The sequence below is a fragment of the Mesorhizobium sp. M0139 genome (genome assembly GCF_040322455.1).
In the GTDB taxonomy this organism is placed as follows: Bacteria; Pseudomonadota; Alphaproteobacteria; order Rhizobiales; family Rhizobiaceae; genus Mesorhizobium.
In genome coordinates, this window is sequence record NZ_JAMYTN010000004.1 from 278,783 (window position 1) to 297,131 (window position 18,349).

The following is an 18,349-nucleotide window of genomic DNA, read 5'->3' on the forward strand; positions in this document are numbered from 1 at the left end:
CCCCTTGCGGAGCGGGCTGAGCCGGCGGGCCGGACTGGAGGTCAGACGGCCTGCAAAACGTTTATTGTTCTATTCGAGATAGCCAGAGGGGTCGACCGGGGCCGAGTTCTTGCGCACTTCGAAGTGCAGTTTCGGCGAGTCGGTGGTCCCGCTCATGCCCGACAGCGCGATTTCCTGGCCGCGCTTGACCTTCTGGCCGCGCTGCACCTCGATCGACCTGGCGTGACCATAGACGGTGACCAGCCCGTTTTCGTGGCGCACCAGAACCGTATTGCCGAATTCCTTGAGGCCGTCGCCGGCATAGATGACCACGCCGTTTTCGGCCGCCTTGACCGGCGTCCCCTCAGGCACGGCGATGTCGACACCATCCTTGCCGCCACCAAAATTGGAGATGACGCGGCCACGCACCGGCCAACGCATCTTGCCGATGCCGGTGGCATCGGGCGCAACAGCATCGTCGTCCTCGGCCTGCTGGATAACCTTGGCGTCCTTCTTCGGCGGCGTGTAGGTGGCGAGTGTCTCCGTCGGCTTTGCCGCCGGTTGGGTGGTCGCGGTCGTCACCGGATCAACTTTGGCCGGCTTGGCGCTGGCGACCGTTGCGGTGCCACCTGCCGGAACCTTCAGCGTCTGGCCGATCTTGAGCAGGCCGTCCTGCATGCCGTTCGCCTGCTTCAGCGCCACGACGCCAACGCCGGTCTTCCTGGCGATGGAGGACATGGTGTCGCCCGACTGGACCGTGTAGGTGCCCGCGCCGGCCTTTGGCGCGGCCGAGGCCGTCTGCGCCGGCTTGTCGGTCTTCGGCTTGTTCGCTGCCGAAGCGTCAACCTGCGCGGCGGACTTGCCGTCCTTGAGTTTCGGCTGCTGCGGCAGCACGGCGACCTTTTCCGGCGCCGGCGCCTTGGGGCTGTTTGCCGGCTTGCCGTCGGCAAGTTTCGGCTCTGCCCCCTTGCTTGAATAGGCATAGGCCGGGATGACCAGTTTCTGACCGGTCTTCAGCCCCTTGGTGGCGCTCAAGCCGTTGACCTTCATGATCACGTCGGCGGGCACATGATAGCGATGAGCGATGCCGGAAATGGTCTCGCCGTCGCTGACCACGATCTCGGTCGCATGCGGCGTACCAGCCGCAACTGGTTTCGGATCGGAGTCACCGGCATTCTTGAACGGCCTCGCCGGCTGGACGGTGCCGGTGGTCGTCCTGTCGACATGCGGTGCCGGTGCAAGCGCCGGCGCGGAAGCGGTACGCATCGGAGCAGCTTTGGGCGCGCTCGGCGGCGGCAGCTGCTGGACGGTGACCGGCTCCAGGCTGGAGCGGCTGACCGACTGGTTATGGCTGCCATCGACAGGTGCCGCAGCGATCGGCTCGGCCGCCACATCGCCCGGATAGGGCTGAGCGGTGCTCTGCTTGTCGATGATGGCGCGCTGATTGTTGGTCGAGGAGGTGAAGACGTCGTCGACACCGTTGAACCGCGAGACTTGGGAGCTACACCCCGCCGCCACTCCGGCTAGCATGAGGACAGCGCAGCCCCGCGACAGAGTACGCCCGTTTGCCTTCAAAACACTGAATTGCATCGCACTAACCCGCACAGACCCGGTACACACTGGTCATGATTAAAGCGCGTTAATGTTACTGGCGGGTTAACCCCATAGAATCAGACGCAAATTTTCTTAAAACATTTTCGAACGCGCCGAAGGTGCGCTGACATTCAGGTCAGGCCGAGTCGAAAATGACAGGTTCTGAGAACCGGCCTACGCCGGCCGTAGCCTTCATAGAGCGGAGGCATTTATGACGGCTTCGACCGGCGAAGGCCGGAGCGGAGCGTACTCAAACATGTGAGCACCGGAAGCGCAGGAACCTGCCATTTGCAGGCCGGCCTCACCTGAATGTCAGCGCACCTAAATAACCGCCGCGACGCTGCGCAGGATCGGCTGCAGGCGCACGGTGCCGATATCCTCGCGCTCGAAGCGGCTGCCGACCTTGGTCAGCTTGGCCAGCACCTGCTCGCCCTCCTCCGGCCCGATCGGGGCAATGACGATGCCGCCGCTCGACAATTGGTCGAGCAGGAAGCGCGGCAGGCTGTCGAAAGCCGCCCAGGCTACGATGCGGTCGAACGGCGCTTCGTTGGCAAGCCCGTTGGAACCGTCGGCCTGGCGCACGATGACATTGCCGATGCCGAGCGCCTCGAAGCGTTGCCTGGCCTGCTCGGCCAGCGTTTTGTAGCGGTCGACGCTGACGATGCGCGCCGCGAGCCGCGACATCACCGCTGCCGTGTAGCCCGAGCCGGTGCCGATCTCCAGCACCCGGTTGCCGGGCTCTATTGCCAGGGCCGCAATCACCGCCGCCTGCAGATCGGCGCCCTCGATCGCCTCGCCGCATTCGATCGGCAGCATGCCGTCCGACCAGGCGATGGAATGGAACTGGCCGTTGAGGAAGCCGCGCCGCGGCGTCGCCTCGAAGGCTGCGATCAGCGCCTTCGGCACCGCGCCTTGGCCGCGCAGGCGCAGCAGGAAAGCGGCAAAACCCTCGCGATCGTCGAGCGGCAAGTTCATGCCAGAACCTTCTTCATGCGAACACCTTATTCAGACAGCGCCTTGGTCAGTTGGTCACGGATTTCATGCGCGGTGAGGTCAAGCTGCAGCGGCGTCACAGACACGAGCCGGTTGCGCAGAGCATGGAGATCGGTGCCCTGCTTGCCCTCGACCGGCTCGCGGCCGAAGCGCAGCCAGTAATAAGGCAGGCCGCGCCCGTCGCGGCGCTCGTCGACCCACAGGCTGTGCACCAGCTTGCCTTGCGACGTCACGACGGTGCCGGCGACCTCGTCAGGCAGGCAGTTGGGAAAGTTGACGTTGAGCAGCACGCCGTCCGGCAGCGGCATGGCGACGAGCTTTTTCAGCAGCGCCGGCGCCAGCGCTTCGGTGGTCTCGTAGGGAACGACGCGGTCCTCGCCGACATAGGAATAACCCTGGCTGAGTGCGATCGAGCGGATGCCGAGCAGCGCGCCTTCCATGGCGCCGGCGACGGTGCCGGAATAGGTGACGTCGTCGGCGATGTTGGCGCCTGAATTGACACCGGACAGGATCAGGTCCGGCGCGCCAGGCAGGATCTTCTTGACGCCCATGATGACGCAGTCGGTCGGCGTGCCGCGCACGGCGTAGTGTTTCTCGCCGATCTTGCGCAACCGGAGCGGCTCCGAGATCGACAGCGAATGCGCGTAGCCGGACTGGTCCTGCTCCGGCGCCACCACCCAGACATCGTCCGACAGCGTGCGGGCGATGCGTTCGAGCGACGCCAGGCCCTCGGCATGGATGCCGTCATCATTGGTCAGAAGAATGCGCATTATTTCGATTCGATCTTCGCCAGACCGCCCATATAAGGCCGCAGCACTTCAGGAATGGTTACGCTGCCATCCTCATTCTGGTAGTTTTCGATGACGGCAATCAGCGCACGGCCGACAGCGGTGCCCGAACCGTTCAGCGTGTGCACAAAGCGGTTGCCCTTGCCGTCCCTGTGCTTGTAGCGGGCATCCATGCGCCTGGCCTGGAAGTCGCCGCACACTGAACAGGACGAGATCTCGCGATAGGCGTTCTGTCCAGGCAGCCAGACCTCGATGTCGTAGGTCTTGCGCGCGCCAAACCCCATGTCGCCCGTGCACAGGACCATGGTGCGGAACGGCAGCTCCAGTCGCTTCAGCACCTCTTCGGCGCACTGCGTCATCCGCTCGTGCTCGGCGAGCGAAGACTCCTGGTCGGTGACCGAGACCAGCTCGACCTTGTAGAACTGGTGCTGGCGCAACATGCCGCGCGTGTCGCGGCCGGCGGAGCCCGCTTCCGAGCGGAAGCACGGCGTCAGCGCCGTATAGCGCAGCGGCAGCTTTTCATGGGCCGTGATTTCTTCGCGCACCAGGTTGGTGAGCGGGACCTCGGCGGTTGGAATCAACCCGAGCCGGCCATCGCCATGTTGCACGAAGAACAGGTCGTCCTCGAATTTCGGCAGCTGGTTGGTCCCGAAAAGCACTTCGTCGCGCACCATCAGTGGCGGGATGACTTCTTCATAGCCATGCTCGGTCGTGTGCAGATCGAGCATGAACTGGCCGATGGCGCGCTCCATCCGCGCCAGCCCGCTCTTCAGCACGGTGAAGCGTGATCCCGACAGCTTTACCGCCCGCTCGAAATCCATCATGCCGAGCGCTTCGCCGATCTCGAAATGCTCCTTCACCCAGTTCGGCCGGGTCGGCACCTCGCCGACGATATGCTTGACGACATTGTCGTGCTCGTCCTTGCCGACCGGCACGTCGTCGAGCGGCACATTCGGCAGCACCGCCAGCGCATCGTTCAGCGTCTTGTCGAGCTCGCGCTCGCGCGCCTCGCCATTCTGGATGAAGGTCTTGATATCGCCGACTTCGGCCTTGAGCTTTTCGGCAAGTGCCGTGTCGCCCGAACGCATGGCGTTGCCGATCTCCTTCGAGGCGGCGTTACGGCGTTCCTGCTTGGTCTGCAGCTCGGTGACGTGCTCGCGCCGCGCTTCGTCCTTCTTGATCAGCTCATCGACTGTGGACTGCGCCTCGTCAGCCGACCACGAGCGCTTGGCCAGCGCCTCGACAAGGGCCTTCGGGTTGTCGCGAATCCATTTGATATCAAGCATGGTTGGTCGTCCTCGAGCTAAGGCCTGAGGGCGTAAACCGCATCCTTCATCGATGCAAGATGGCGGCTGTCGCGTTTTTCCGCTAACGCGGATACCCGAACGCGACGGCCTATGAAGGAGCCTGCTTTGAGGACGCGTCCGCCGCCTTTTCGGCCACGGCTTCGGCGGCTTCCTGCTTCTCGCGCGCCAGCTTCTGCTTGACCTGGTCGCGCTCGATCAACCGGGCCGCCCAGATCGACACCTCGTAGAGCAGGATGGTCGGGATCGCCAAACCGATCTGGCTCATCGGATCGGGCGGCGTCAGCACCGCCGCGACGACGAAGGCGATGACGATCGCCCATTTGCGCTTCTCGGCCAGCGCCTTCGACGACAGCATGCCGACCCGCGTCATCAGGCTGGTCACCACCGGCAGCTGGAACACCAGGCCGAAGGAGAAGATCAGCGTCATGATCAGGCTGAGATATTCCGACACTTTCGGCAGCAGCGAAATCTGCACCTGGTCGTCGGTGCCGGCCTGCTGCATGGCGAGGAAGAACCACATCACCATCGGCGTGAAGAAGAAATAGACCAGCGACGCTCCCATCAGGAACAGGATCGGCGATGCGATAAGGAACGGCAGGAACGCGTTGCGTTCGTTCTTGTAGAGGCCTGGCGCGATGAATTTGTAGATCTGCGTGGCGATCAGCGGAAAGGCGATGACCATGCCGCCGAACATGGCGAGCTTGACCTGGGTGAAGAAGAATTCCTGCGGCGCCGTATAGATCAGCTCGACCTTGTGCGGATCGAGCCCGGCCCACTGCGTGGCCCACTTGAACGGAACGACCAAAAGATTGAACAGCTTCTTGGCAAAGAAGAAGCAGACGAGGAAGGCGACGAAGAAACCGCCGATCGACCAGATCAGCCGCCGGCGCAGTTCGATCAGATGCTCCATCAGCGGAGCCGACGACTTCTCGATCTCGTCCTTTTCGCTGTCCGTAATGCTCACTTGGCGGCCCCCGCCGTCTTCTTGGACGCGGGCTTCGTGGCCGGCGCAGGCTTCGGCTCAGCCTTTGTGACTGCCTTCGGTGCAGCAGCGGGCTTGGTGGCGGCTTTTCCAGGTGCAGCCTTGGCGGGCGCCGCTGACGGCTTGGCCGCAACCTTCGCCGCAGGCGCCGGCTTTGCCGGTGCTGCCTTGGGTGCCGCTGTTTTGGTTGCCGGGGCCTTTGATGCCGCGGCCTTCTTGGCGCGCGCGTTTCGTGGCGCTGCTGTTGCTGCAGCCGGTGTCACCACCGCCTGATCGGTCATCGCCGGAAGGATCGGCGCCGCCGGCGCTGTTTCCGGTCCGTTGAGACCCGGCATCACCGTCGCGCCGTTCTTGAGCGGCTCGGCCGGCTGTGGTGTTTCTGCCGCGGGCGTTGAGGGGTCGACGGCGGGCTTCGGCTTCATCACCGCATCGACGCCGGAGCGAACCTCGGCTGCCGCCTGTTCGAACGGATTGAGCTGCTTGCGAATCTCGGCCGCCGGATTGAGGCCGCGCAGCGTATCGACAGACTTCTTGACGTCGTCGAGCTCGGCTTCCTTCAACGCCTCGTTGAACTGCTTCTGGAAGTCGGAGGCCATGGCACGCAGCTTCGCCGTCGTGCGGCCGAAGGTGCGCAGCATATTGGGCAAATCCTTGGGTCCGACGACCACGATCATGACGATCGCGATCACCAGCATTTCGGTCCAGCCGACTTCAAACATGGCAATCAGTTCCGACTAGTGCTTGTCGCCCAAAAGTGCGAAGCGGTTTTGGACAACGACTTGCACAAAAGCAACAACCTTCGGCTCAGCTCTTGCTGGCCTTTTCCTTCACTGCCGAAACGGTCTCGTCCGGGCGGTGCTCGACGGTGCGCTTGTCTTCGGCGGTATCGTCGTCGGCCATGCCCTTCTTGAAGCTCTTGATGCCCTTGGCCATGTCGCCCATCAGCTCGGGTATCTTGCCGCGGCCGAACACCAGCAGCACGATCACCAGCACGATCATCCAGTGCCAAATCGAAAATGAACCCATTGTAACTCTCTCTCGAATGTTTTCCCTGGCGATGATCTATGCGTTTTCGCGTTGGGATTCAAACACAACAGCGACAAAGTTTATGAAGGCGCGGCTTATGTCACGCATTTTCGGCAAAGCTGCCCGCTACCAATCGGCGCATCTACCGCAGCAATGCAGCTTTTTGACAGCGGCTTGCGGTCAATCTTCCGTGACGCGCGGCGTCAGCAGGCCGAGTTCCTCGAGATCGATGTCGGTCAACGCATCCTCGTCCTCGGTCAGCGCGTCCGGATCGGCCGGCGGCAACGGGATGGCGAAATTCGACGGCATGCGGCCGGAGAGCAGCCCTGCCCCCTTCAGTTCGTCCATGCCGGGAAGATCGCGGATCTCCTCCAGCGCGAAATGGTCGAGGAAAGTGTCTGTCGTGCCGTAGGTGACGGGACGGCCGGGCGTACGGCGGCGGCCGCGCATGCGCACCCATTCCGTCTCGAGCAGCGTATCCAGCGTGCCCTTCGAGGTCTCGACGCCTCTGATGTCCTCGATCTCGGCGCGCGTCACCGGCTGGTGGTAGGCGATGATCGCCAGCACTTCGAGCGCCGCGCGCGACAGCTTGCGCTGCTGCACCGTGTCGCGGCTCATCAGGAAGGCGAGATCGCCGGCGGTACGGAACGCCCAGGCATCGCCGACCCGAACCAGATTGACGCCGCGCCGCGCATAGATCTGCTGCAGCTCAGCCATGGCAGCGGCAATGCTGATGCCATCGGGCAATCTGGCTGCGAGCTGCTTTTCGCTGACCGGCTCGGCGCTGGCGAACACGATCGCCTCGGCCATGCGTATGGCTTCGGCCATATGCAGCCGTTCGCCAGGATTCAGAAGCAGGGTATCAGTCGGGTCCTGGGCGATAATGCCCTCCTCGGTCTCTTCTTCGACCTTGAACGGAATGACCGAAGCGTTGGCGCGTTCGCTCATGATGCCACCTCGACTGCCTTGATTGGCTGCGCGCGGCCGCGCAGATAGAGCGGCGCGAATACCTGGTCCTGCCGCATCTCGATGCTGCCTTCGCGCACCAGTTCCAGCGACGCCGCAAACGAGCTGGCAATCGCGGTACGCCGTTCGTCCGGGCTGGTCAGGTAATTGATCAGATAGCTGTCCAGCGCCGTCCAGTCGCGCAGCGAGCCGATCAGCCGGGTCAGGATATCGCGCGCATCCTTGAGCGACCACACGCCACGCCGGGCAATTGTCACATTGGTGATCGCCTGTTTCTGGCGCTGCTGCGCATAGGCGGTGAGCAAATCGTAGAGCGAGGCCGAATAGGCGTTACGCTTCTCGACGATGACCATTTCAGGCATGCCGCGTGCAAACACGTCGCGGCCGAGCCGGTTGCGGTTGACCAGCCTTGCCGAGGCGTCGCGCATGGCCTCCAGACGCTTCAGCCGGAACTGCAGCACCGCGGCCAGTTCCTCGCCGCTTTCGCCTTCCTCGCCGGGCTGCTTGGGGATGAGGAGCTTCGACTTGAGGAAGGCCAGCCACGCCGCCATCACCAGGTAGTCGGCGGCAAGCTCAAGCCTTAGCGCCCTCGCCGTCTCGACGAAGGTCAGATACTGCTCGACCAGCGCCAAGATGGAAATCCGCGACAGATCGACCTTTTGGTTGCGGGCGAGATGCAGCAAGAGGTCGAGCGGACCTTCGAACCCGGCGACGTCGACGACAAGCGACGGGTCGCCGGTGACCCGTGAATCGTCGTTCTCGGCCCACAGACGGTCCATCGGTGCGGCCTTCGCAGCCTTGCTGTCCAATGTCTCCGCCACTTGTTCCTTTACCTCTGGTTAGAGCATGATGCCGAAAAGTGTGAAGCGGTTTTCGGACGACATCATGCTCTCTCTATCTAATTTAGAGACGGATTCAGATTTCAGGTCGAACAGACCTGAAATCATCCGTCTCTAGGCCACCGCATCGAAATAGGTGGCAAACTCGGCGCGTATCTCGGTTTCGTCGGCCCGGTCGCGATCCCTTATATAGGTCAGCGCCCGCTTGGCGCGCTCCAGCGATGTCCCTTCAAGTCCCGTGGTTCGCGATGCGATGCCCGCCATCTCCTCGAAAACGCCATTGCAGTGAAGGACCAGATCGCAGCCCGCCGCAAGGATCGAGGCCGCCTTTGTCGGGAAATCCCCAGAAAGTGCCTTCATCGAGGTGTCGTCGCTCATCAACAGCCCGTCGAAGCCGATCTCGCGGCGGATGATCTCGTCGATGACCTTACCTGACGTGGTCGCCGGGTTGTTCGGATCGATGGCGCTATAGACGACATGCGCCGTCATCGCCATCGGCAGATGGCTAAGCTCGCGGAAAGGGGCGAAATCATGCCGCTGCAGGTCGCTCAGCGAGGCATCGACCACAGGCAGTTCGAAATGCGTGTCGGCAAAGGCGCGCCCGTGACCCGGAATGTGCTTCATGACCGGCAGCACGCCGCCCGACATCAGCCCTTCCGCCGCCGCGCGGCCGAGTTCGATGACCGGGCGCGGCTCCTTGCCATAGGCGCGCGCGCCGATGACGTCGCTGGCGCCCTCGATCGGCACGTCCAGCACCGGCAGGCAATCGGCAGAGATACCGTAGCGTAACAGGTCGAAGGCGTGCAGCCGCGCCATCAGCCAGGCAGCGCGGGTGCCGGCATCATGGTCCTTGCGCCACAATGCACCGAGCGCGCCGCCGGCGGGATAGTTCGGCGCCAGCGGCGGCCGCAGGCGCTGCACCCGGCCACCTTCCTGGTCGATGAACACCAGCGCATCGGGGCGCCCGATACAGTCGCGCATTTCGGCGACCAGATCGCGGATCTGCTCGGTTTCGCCGATGTTGCGCGCAAACAGGATGAAGCCCCACGGGCATTCATTGCGATAGAAACGGATTTCTTCGCGGGTCAGCGATTTCCCGGCACAGCCGAGGATCATGGATTTTGATTCGGTCATTCCACCAGTTTAGGGCTTCGCGCCGGCAAAGGGAATCTCCCCGGACGGCAAGCGCCTCAACCTCTCGCCCATCCACATGAAAAAGCCGGCGCGACCCTTGGGAACGCACCGGCTCTGATAATTGGATCCGGCCTTACCGAGACACGAAGCAGTTGCCGCCGGCAGCCTTGTAGCTGGTGCACAGATTGATCGCATCGTTGCGCGATTGCGCAGGCACCCGGACACGGTAGAAGGTGCCCTTGCCGGCGATCTCCGCCTTGACGATGTTGGCGGTGCGACCGGCGAGCACATTTCCATAGCGGCGCTGCAGGTCGGCGTAGTTGGCCTGGGCGCTTTCGACCGTCGGCTGCGAAGCGATCTGCATCGACCACGAACCGCCCGATGTCGAAGCCGTCGCCGGGATGGAGGCAACCTGGTCGGGCTTGACCTCGCCGACCACGTCGACCGGCTGGTCGGACGGGCGCTGCGGCGCCAAGGCAACCGTCTGCGGCGTGTTGGCGGACTGGGTCTCAGCCTTCGGCGCAGCCGCCGGCTTCACCGGCTTGACCGGCTTGGCGGTCTCGGCACTTGCCTGGTCGCTATTTGCCTGATCGGCAGGCGCCACGGTGCCGGTCTGCTCGGCATCGGCCGAAGGGGCGACGTGCTGCGGCGCCGGGTCAAGCGGCTCAGTCGCCGCAACCTGCGGCGCGGCCGGCGTCGAGTCCTCGCGTGCCACCAACGAGCCGTCGGGCTTGACCACCATGGTCCGCACCTTGCGCGGGGCAACGGCGACCGTATCGGGGTTCTTCTCGGCTTCCTGCAGCACCTGCGCAATGCGGTCCTCGGATTTTGGCGCCGGCGCGACAGCCGCGTCGGGGTTGCCGGCAGCGTCGGGGTTGACGGCAGCTTCGGGGTTGCCGGCAGCGTCGGGGCCTGGGGCAGTATCGTCGGGCGACAGATCGACGACGCGGCTTTCAGGCTCCTGCGCCTTCACATCGACCGGCTCTTCGGTGTTGGTGACCAGCTTCTCCTGAACCGGCTCGGCCGGCTTGGTGCCCTTGGCGACCGCATCATAAACCTTGTTGTCCTGGTTCGGCACCACGGCGCCGCCCGGATTTTCGGGCTTGACCTTGATCGGCCTGTTGTCGGCTTTGACAATGACCGGCGCATCGCTGCCGCCCTTGCCGCCGAACGACAAGGCGAAGGCGCCAAGGCCGCCGGCAATCGCAACCGCAGCAACGACCCCCGCGACCAGCAGCCCGCTCCTGCGCGGCCGTGCGGCTTCCTGCTCGGCGAGGCCCGGCACCGCCATTGCCTCGTCCAGATCCGGATCGTAGTCGAGTTCGTCGACCGCGAAATCGTCGGCCTGCGAAACCGGCTGGCTGCCGGGCAGATCGTCCATGTCGAAGCCGCCGGCGGCATCGGCGTGGTGAGCTTGCGTGGCTGCAAGCACTTCGGCTGGCCGCGCCGCATAGGCGCGCTGGTCGAGCTCGTGGCCCGAACTGAAGCTGGAACTGTAGGAATCGTCATCATAGCCGGCACTGCGTGCGGCAGTGGGCGGCGCCACTTCCACCGCGTTCATGTCGTTGAGCATGCCGGCGAATTCGGCGTCGATGTCGTCATAGGCGGCCGGCTCGTCTTGCTCGAAGCTGAGTTCTGGAATGTCGAGGTCGTCGGCAATCGCCACCACACGCTCCGGCACATCGACCGTCTCGACATCCGGCATCTCGTCATAGGCCTGAGGCGGCGCCTGGCGCGATGGCGTCGGCGCCACATAGGCAGCAGCGGCAACCGGCTGGTCGCGATAGCTTGGCGCTGCCGCCGGCGGCATGGACGGCTTTTCTGCAAAAGAAGCTTGCGGCTGCGCTGCAAAAGAAGGTTGCGGCTGCGCTGCAAAGGAAGGCTGGGCCGGGGTGGGAGTCACGCGGCTCCACGAACGCGCCGGCTCCGGCGGCGTCGAGCGCCAATCGCCAGCGACCGGTGCTGCCGTGTCATTACCGAGATCGATGCCCTTGGCGAGCGCCGCATCGAAGGCATGATCATCGAACTCGATCTCGGGCTCATGGCCCTCGAGTTCGCCGGCAAGCAGATCGTCGAAATCGGCATCGTCCGCCCGGACCTCCTGAGGAGCCGGCGCGTGTTCGTCCAGGTCCCAGTCGAGATTATCGACCGGAGCGACCGGCGTTGCGACGGACCGCTGCACCGGGGCAACCGGCTCATAAGTCCTGGCGGGCTCGATGGCGGCAGCCCTGGTGGGCTCGGTGACGACCGGAAACGGCGCGACTGGCGCCGGGCGTGGTGTGGTCATGGCGCCAAGCAGCGCGTTGAGTTCATCTTCCAACGTCCGTTCGTCAGCGACCGGAGCGGCCGGGGTCGCCATATTGGTAGGCGCCACATAGGCTGGTGCGACCGGAGTTGGCTGAACCGGAGTGGGTGCGATCTCGGCAACCGGCTCGTGATCGGCAAGCGCATCATCGATGCTCAGATCGAAATCGTCGAATGCTTCGTGCGCAGTCTCATGAGAGGGGCTGGCCTCCACAGTCCAGGCCGGCGTCTCGTTCACTTCCGGCGCATCCATCTCAACCGGCGCGCTGGCCTGCAGATCGCTGACATCCAGATCGCGCTCTTCCGGATCCTCGGCCTCAACAGGCTGAGCCTCGAAAGCCTGAGGCTCGAAATGCTCGGCCGCAAAATCCTGGGCTGCAAAATCCTGGGCCGCAAAGTCCATGTCGACATCGGCCATCGCGTCATCGAAATGACCCGCAAAATCCTCGTCGGCAACAGCGTGGTCGGCGGAGCCGACGGCGTCGAAGGTATGGATCGGCGCCTCGGCTACTGGCGCGGCATACTGGTCCTGCGCCGGCGCAGGACCGTCCAGCGTCAGCTCGTCTTCCAGCGACATCGAGACGGCATTGTCGAAATCATCGTCGAACGCGAGATCGTCGGCAGGCGCAGCAGCAACCTGCGCGACATCTGCGGCATGGGCGACGGTCGCATCGTCATCGAGCAGCAACCCCTGCTCGAGCGAAGCGGCAAGCTCGTCATCCATCGGCAGGTCGTCTTCGAGCGGCGATACGTTTTCCAGTGAACTGGCCACGGCATTGTCGAAATCGTCATCGAATGCAGCTTCGTCGAATGCGGGCTCGGCAAACCAAGGTTCGGCAACCGAGGGTTCAACGGGAGCAGCCGCAGCCTGCGGGGCAGCGCCGAAATCCAGATCGGCGGCATCGTCGAAGACGAAATCATATTCCAGCGAAGCAGCCAGCGCATCGTCCATCGCGGCATCGGTGGTTTCGAAAGCCGGCTCGCGAATCTCGGCAGCAGGTTCGTAGGGCTCAGCGGCAGGCTGGTGAACCTCGGGAGCTGGCTGGCTGGCCTCCATGGAACCGACTTCATCGCCGAATTCGCCCATCAACTCCTTCTCGAGGTCGATGTCGAAATCGCCCTCGTCCGCAGCCGTCTCGACGGCTGGCGCCTGCGGCTTGACCGGCTGGCGCGGATCGAAACCCATGATCCTGGTCAGTTCAGCGAACGGATCATCTTCGGCGATGTCGTTGTTGTCGGCTACTCTCAGCTGGGTTCTGTCTGCCATTATTGTTCCCGAACTCGCACTCATTCGGACGCCATGGACGTCGCGTAGGGTTGGCCCTTACCAGCGCAATGTGGGCAAATGGTGACAGGTGTTTTAGTTAAACCTAACGCATCTCAGTGGGCGCATCAGCCCCAATCAGCGTCAGGCCGGAGGTCAAAACATCCGAAACAGCCTGCACCAGCCCTAGTCTGGCATGAGTCAATTGTCGGTCGTTAACCTTAACAAAACGTAAGTCGGCATTCTCGGTGCCCCGATTCCAGTGTCCATGGAAGCTGGAAGCCAGATCGTAGAGGTAGAATGCCAGCCGGTGCGGCTCCAGCGCAAGGGCCGCAGATTCGACCAGCCGGGGATATTCAGCCAGCTTCCGGATCAGGCCGATCTCGCCCTCGTCGGTGAGCGACGCCGAGGCCGCGGCCAGGCTGTTGCGGTCGAAATTGGCCTCGCCCAGTTGCTCGCTCGCCTGCCGGAACACCGAATGACAGCGCGCCGAAGCGTACTGCACGTAGAACACGGGATTGTCCTTGGACTGTTCGGTGACCTTGGCGAAATCGAAGTCGAGCGGCGCGTCGCTCTTGCGGTAGAGCATCATGAAGCGGATCGCATCGCGGCCCACCTCCTCCACCGCTTCGCGCAAGGTCACGAAGTCGCCCGACCGCTTCGACATCCGAACCGGTTCGCCATCGCGAAACAGCTTCACCAGATTGCACAGCAGCACCGTGAGTTGCAGCTTCAGATCATCGCCTGCAATCGCCCGCGCCAGCGCTTCCAGCCGCTTGACGTAGCCGCCATGGTCGGCGCCCAGCACATAGATCAGGCCGACGAAACCGCGGTCGACCTTGTCCTTGAGATAGGCGACGTCGGCGGCGAAATAGGTGAACGAGCCGTCGGACTTGACCAGCGCCCGGTCCATGTCGTCGCCGACCGCCGTCGAGCGAAACAGCGTCTGCTCGCGGTCTTCCCAGTCGTCCGGCTTCTCGCCCTTGGGCGGCGGTAGCTTGCCCTTGTAGATATGGCCTTTCAGCGTCAGATCGTTGATCGCCGAGCGAATTTTTTTGGCATTGTCGGCATGCAGCGTGCGCTCGGAGAAGAAAACGTCGTGATGCACATTGAGCAACGCCAGATCCTCGCGGATCATCACCATCATGGCGTCGATCGTGCGGTCCTTGACGATTGCCAGCGACTCATCGTCGGGCATCTGCAAGAGCTTGCGGCCAAATTCGGCAGCCAGCGCCTGACCGACCGGCACAAGGTAATCGCCGGGATAGAGGCCGGCCGGTATCTCGCCAATGTCGTCGCCCAGCGCTTCGCGGTAGCGCAGGAAGGCCGAACGCCCGAGCACGTCGATCTGCGCGCCGGCGTCGTTGATGATGTATTCCTTGGTGACGTCATAGCCGGCGAAGGCCATCAGATTGGCGAGCGTGTCGCCGACAACCGCGCCCCGGCAATGGCCGACATGCATCGGCCCGGTCGGATTGGCCGAGACATATTCGACATTGGTCTTCTTGCCGCCACCAATGGTCGAGCGGCCGTAGTTTTGCCCCTCGCCGAGCACCGCGGTCAGATGTGCCTGCCAGAAAGCGTCCTTGAGCCGGAGATTGACGAAGCCGGGACCGGCGACGTCGGCTTCGGCAACATCGGCGTCGCTGCGCAGCACTTCCACCAGCCGCTCGGCCAGCGCCCGCGGGTTGTGCCCTGTCGGCTTGGCCAGTACCATCGCCGCATTGGTGGCGAGATCGCCATGGCTGGCGTCGCGCGGCGGCTCGACGGCGATGCGCGACAGGTCGGGCGAAACGCCATTACTGTCTTTCAAATCAAGCGCTTCGACGGCTTTTGTGATTCGCGCGCTGAAATCGGCGAAGATGTTCATGGGTCTTGCTCTGGCGGACTGTGCAGGGGAACCGGCTCATTGGCCAGCAAATCGCGCCCGCCCTAGCTTAAATCGGGCGTATGGTCAAACAGACGGCGGTGTTCCTTCAAGGCGTAGGTATCCGTCATCCCCGCCAGGAAATCGGCGACGCTGCGCGCCTTGATGCGGTCCTCCGCCCGGTCGAGCCCCTCCCGCCAGCCGTCCGGCATGGCGCGCGGATCGGCGAAATAGACATCGAACAGGTCGCGCACGATCTGCTCGGCCTCAATGCGAACGCGCATCACCTCGTCATGCCGGTAGAGATGCTTGTAAAGAAAGGTCTTCAAATCCTTCTCGGTCGCCGCCATGTCTGCGGAAAAGGTCACCATCGTCTCGCCCGCCGCCCGCACCGCTTCGGCGCTGTCAGGCTTGATGCGCTCCAGATTGGCGGTGGTGGAAACAATGACGTCCTCGACCATCATCGTGATCTGCCGGCGCATCAGCTCATGGCCGGTGCGCACATCGTCCAGGCCCGGATAGCGCGCGCGCACGCTTGCCAGGATCGATCCCGGCAGCGCCACCGTTTCCAGCATGTCCAAGGTCAGGAAGCCGGAGCGCAGGCCGTCGTCGATGTCATGGGTGTTGTAGGCGATATCGTCGGCGATCGCAGCACATTGCGCCTCGATGCCGGCGAAATGGTCGAGTTCGAGGTCGTGCAACTCGGAATAGTCGCGGATCGCCTGCGGCACCGGGCCTTTGAGCCCTTTTCCCTTGGCGTCGGTCAGCGGGCCATTGTGCTTCACCAGGCCTTCCAGCGTTTCCCAGGTCAGGTTCAGCCCGTCGAACTCGGCATAGCGCCGCTCCAGCCGCGTCACCACGCGCAGCGACTGCGCATTGTGGTCGAAGCCGCCCCATTGGGCCATCCGCTCGTTCAGCGCGTCCTCGCCGGTATGGCCGAACGGCGTGTGACCGAAATCGTGCACCAAGGCGACCGCCTCGGCCAGATCCTCGTCGCCGCGCAGCGCTCGCGCCAGAGCCCGCGCAATCTGCGCCACCTCGATCGAATGCGTCAGCCGGGTGCGGTAGTGATCTCCTTCATGGGCGACGAACACCTGCGTCTTGTGCTTCAGGCGGCGGAAGGCAGTCGAATGAATGATACGGTCGCGGTCGCGCTGGAATGGCGTGCGAGTCGGGCTCTCGACCTCGTCATAGAGCCGCCCGCGCGACCTGGCTGGGTCGCTGGCATAGGCCGCGCGCGGCCGATAGCCGAACCCAATGTCGCCAAGCTCATTTGTCATGGCTGATGCCGCCGCAGTTGACTTGCCCCTTCCCGCTTCATACCTATCATGTGAAACTGAAAGCAAGGTGACGCCCATGGGCGCTGATGCCAAGACTGCCATGAAAGTCGAGATGACCGGCGCCGCCGCCAGGCGGATCGCGAAAATCGTCTCTGGCGAGGCCGGCAAGACGGCGCTGCGCGTCTCCGTAGAGGGCGGCGGCTGCTCCGGCTTTTCCTACAAGTTCGACCTGGTCGATACGCGCAATGACGACGACGTCGCCATCGAAAAGGACGGCGCCACCGTGCTGATCGACGATTTGTCGCTGGTCTATATGGGCGGCTCGGTGATCGACTTCGTCGACGATCTGATGGGCCAATCGTTCCAGATCCGCAACCCCAATGCAGTCGCCTCCTGCGGCTGCGGCACCAGTTTCTCCATCTAGGCAGATGTCCGGCGTCGGCCCGGTCCGTCAGGTAGCACTGTCGGCCGGGCGCGACCTCGACGTGACGCTGGCCTTCTGGCGCGATGTGCTCGGCCTCAATGTTCACGCCCGCTACGATCCGCCGGGCATCGCCTTCATCATGGCCGGTGATATCAGGTTGCTGTTCACCGATGGCGTTCCGGCCGGCACCGTCTATCTCGATATAGCCGGGCTCGAAGCCTTCCACGCCGAGGCGAAAGCGTCCGGCGTTCCCTTCACCGCACCGCCGGCGCTCGTCCACAACGACACCGAAGGCACGTTCGGAACGGCGGGGGAAAGCGAGTGGATGGCCTTTCTAAAGGACCCGGCAGGCAATACGATCGGGCTTGTCGAACGTCTTTCGCCCGAACATCCCTGAGGCCGCTCATGAAAATCGTTACCTGGAACATAAACGGCATTCGCGCCCGCATCGGCAACCTCACCCACTGGCTGAGCGAAAGCCAGCCCGACATCGTCTGCCTGCAGGAGATCAAGTCGGTCGACGAGCAGTTCCCGCGCGCCGAGATCGAGGCGCTTGGCTACAACGTGGAAACCCATGGCCAGAAGGGCTTTAACGGCGTCGCCCTGCTGTCGAAGCTTCCCTTCGACGAGGTTATCAGAGGCCTGCCAGGCGACGAGACTGATGAGCAGGCGCGCTTCATCGAGGGCGTGTTCTCGACCGACCAGGGCGCGCTGCGCGTCGCCTCGCTCTATCTGCCCAACGGCAACCCGGTCGATGACGAGAAGAAGTTTCCCTACAAGCTGGCCTGGATGGAACGGCTGCATCGCTGGGCCGAGCAGCGGCTGCTTCTGGAGGAGGCGCTGGTGCTGGCCGGCGACTACAATGTCATCCCCGAGCCGGTCGATGCGCGCTTCCCCGAGAACTGGCTTGGCGATGCGCTGTTCCAGCCGCAGACCCGGCAGGCCTTCCGGCGGCTGAAGAATCTCGGCTTTACAGAGGCGGTGCGCGCCGTCACCGATGCGGCCGACGTCTACACCTTCTGGGACTACCAGGCCGGCGCCTGGCAGAAGAACAACGGCATCCGCATCGACCATCTGCTGTTGTCGCCCGAAGCGGCCAACCGCTTTTCCTCGGCCTCAATCGAAAAGCATGTGCGCGCCTGGGAAAAGCCTTCCGACCATGTGCCGGTGGCGATCGATCTGGCGCTGCTGCCGGCCTGATATCAGCCGAAACCCTGATATCGCCACAATCGCGCCATTCAGTCAGAGATCAGCATGGCGGCTGGGGTTCCATGGCACTACGATTCCTCCTTTGCCCGATCGGCCTAGCATTTGCCATGGCCTCCCCTGCAGCGGCACTTGCCGACCAGCAGTGCCTGGCCAATGGCAAGTCCTACCAGGTCGGCCAGGTCACCTGCCTGACGGTTTCAGACAAGAGCCATATGGCCCGCTGCGACCTGGTGCTCAACAACACCTCATGGACCAAGATCGGCGACAGCTGCCCCGACAGCACGATGAAGCCGCATCTGCACGTCACGCCGATCTCGATGCCGGTACACAGAGCGGTGCCGGCGGAACTCACCGAGAACTGATGGATGTGAGCTAATCTCCCCCTCAAGGGGGG

The 18,349-nt window shown here is 63.5% G+C and carries 17 protein-coding genes; 4 read left to right on the forward strand and 13 right to left on the reverse strand.

The window, feature by feature from the left end; genetic code table 11:
* Nucleotides 1-69 precede the first annotated feature (69 nt).
* From NKJ58_RS08740 to NKJ58_RS08800, 13 genes are all read right to left on the reverse strand, one after another.
* Nucleotides 70-1,569, reverse strand: a complete 1,500-nt coding sequence (locus tag NKJ58_RS08740; protein ID WP_023753361.1) for a peptidoglycan DD-metalloendopeptidase family protein — start codon at nt 1,567-1,569, stop codon at nt 70-72.
* Between the two features lie 324 nt (nt 1,570-1,893).
* Nucleotides 1,894-2,547, reverse strand: coding sequence for a protein-L-isoaspartate(D-aspartate) O-methyltransferase (locus NKJ58_RS08745; RefSeq protein WP_023667683.1), 654 nt, complete (start codon nt 2,545-2,547; stop codon nt 1,894-1,896).
* 26 nt (nt 2,548-2,573) lie between these two features.
* Nucleotides 2,574-3,335, reverse strand: coding sequence for a 5'/3'-nucleotidase SurE (gene surE / locus NKJ58_RS08750; RefSeq protein ID WP_023710683.1), 762 nt, complete (start codon nt 3,333-3,335; stop codon nt 2,574-2,576).
* Nucleotides 3,335-4,639, reverse strand: a complete 1,305-nt coding sequence (gene serS, locus NKJ58_RS08755) for a serine--tRNA ligase (protein ID WP_352853001.1) — start codon at nt 4,637-4,639, stop codon at nt 3,335-3,337. The genes surE and serS overlap by 1 nt, the downstream gene beginning before the upstream one ends.
* Nucleotides 4,640-4,748: 109 nt before the next feature.
* Entirely contained in the window at nt 4,749-5,624 is an 876-nt protein-coding gene (gene tatC, locus NKJ58_RS08760) for a twin-arginine translocase subunit TatC (protein WP_023688219.1), read from the reverse strand.
* On the reverse strand, nt 5,621-6,361 hold the full coding sequence (tatB, locus tag NKJ58_RS08765; protein ID WP_352853002.1) for a Sec-independent protein translocase protein TatB: 741 nt from the start codon (nt 6,359-6,361) through the stop codon (nt 5,621-5,623). Before tatB ends, tatC begins: the two co-directional genes overlap by 4 nt.
* Nucleotides 6,362-6,446: 85 nt before the next feature.
* On the reverse strand, nt 6,447-6,668 hold the full coding sequence (locus NKJ58_RS08770) for a twin-arginine translocase TatA/TatE family subunit (protein ID WP_023681650.1): 222 nt from the start codon (nt 6,666-6,668) through the stop codon (nt 6,447-6,449).
* A gap of 180 nt (nt 6,669-6,848) precedes the next feature.
* Entirely contained in the window at nt 6,849-7,616 is a 768-nt protein-coding gene (gene scpB, locus NKJ58_RS08775; protein ID WP_023667689.1) for an SMC-Scp complex subunit ScpB, read from the reverse strand.
* Nucleotides 7,613-8,413, reverse strand: a complete 801-nt coding sequence (locus NKJ58_RS08780; protein WP_023667690.1) for a segregation and condensation protein A — start codon at nt 8,411-8,413, stop codon at nt 7,613-7,615. Before NKJ58_RS08780 ends, scpB begins: the two co-directional genes overlap by 4 nt.
* 174 nt (nt 8,414-8,587) lie before the next feature.
* The gene (gene nagZ / locus NKJ58_RS08785) at nt 8,588-9,607 is read right to left on the reverse strand and encodes a beta-N-acetylhexosaminidase (protein ID WP_023681654.1); all 1,020 of its coding nucleotides are present in this window, start codon (nt 9,605-9,607) and stop codon (nt 8,588-8,590) included.
* A 133-nt stretch (nt 9,608-9,740) separates the two neighbouring features.
* Complete coding sequence (locus tag NKJ58_RS08790; RefSeq protein ID WP_352518677.1) at nt 9,741-13,178, reverse strand: SPOR domain-containing protein; 3,438 nt, start codon at nt 13,176-13,178, stop codon at nt 9,741-9,743.
* Between the two features lie 103 nt (nt 13,179-13,281).
* On the reverse strand, nt 13,282-15,045 hold the full coding sequence (gene argS, locus NKJ58_RS08795) for an arginine--tRNA ligase (RefSeq protein ID WP_023681655.1): 1,764 nt from the start codon (nt 15,043-15,045) through the stop codon (nt 13,282-13,284).
* Between the two features lie 62 nt (nt 15,046-15,107).
* Nucleotides 15,108-16,322, reverse strand: coding sequence for a deoxyguanosinetriphosphate triphosphohydrolase (locus NKJ58_RS08800; RefSeq protein WP_023729964.1), 1,215 nt, complete (start codon nt 16,320-16,322; stop codon nt 15,108-15,110).
* Nucleotides 16,323-16,398: 76 nt separating this feature from the next.
* Between NKJ58_RS08800 and erpA the strand changes: the two genes are divergently transcribed.
* From erpA to NKJ58_RS08820, 4 genes are all read left to right on the forward strand, one after another.
* Entirely contained in the window at nt 16,399-16,746 is a 348-nt protein-coding gene (erpA, locus tag NKJ58_RS08805) for an iron-sulfur cluster insertion protein ErpA (protein WP_031196640.1), read from the forward strand.
* A gap of 4 nt (nt 16,747-16,750) precedes the next feature.
* Nucleotides 16,751-17,143: a VOC family protein gene (locus NKJ58_RS08810; protein WP_023667697.1), complete on the forward strand. Its 393-nt coding sequence runs from the start codon at nt 16,751-16,753 to the stop codon at nt 17,141-17,143.
* An 8-nt stretch (nt 17,144-17,151) separates the two neighbouring features.
* Nucleotides 17,152-17,946, forward strand: coding sequence for an exodeoxyribonuclease III (xth, locus tag NKJ58_RS08815; protein WP_023688213.1), 795 nt, complete (start codon nt 17,152-17,154; stop codon nt 17,944-17,946).
* A 116-nt stretch (nt 17,947-18,062) separates the two neighbouring features.
* The gene (locus tag NKJ58_RS08820) at nt 18,063-18,317 is read left to right on the forward strand and encodes a hypothetical protein (protein ID WP_245263961.1); all 255 of its coding nucleotides are present in this window, start codon (nt 18,063-18,065) and stop codon (nt 18,315-18,317) included.
* Nucleotides 18,318-18,349 lie beyond the last annotated feature (32 nt).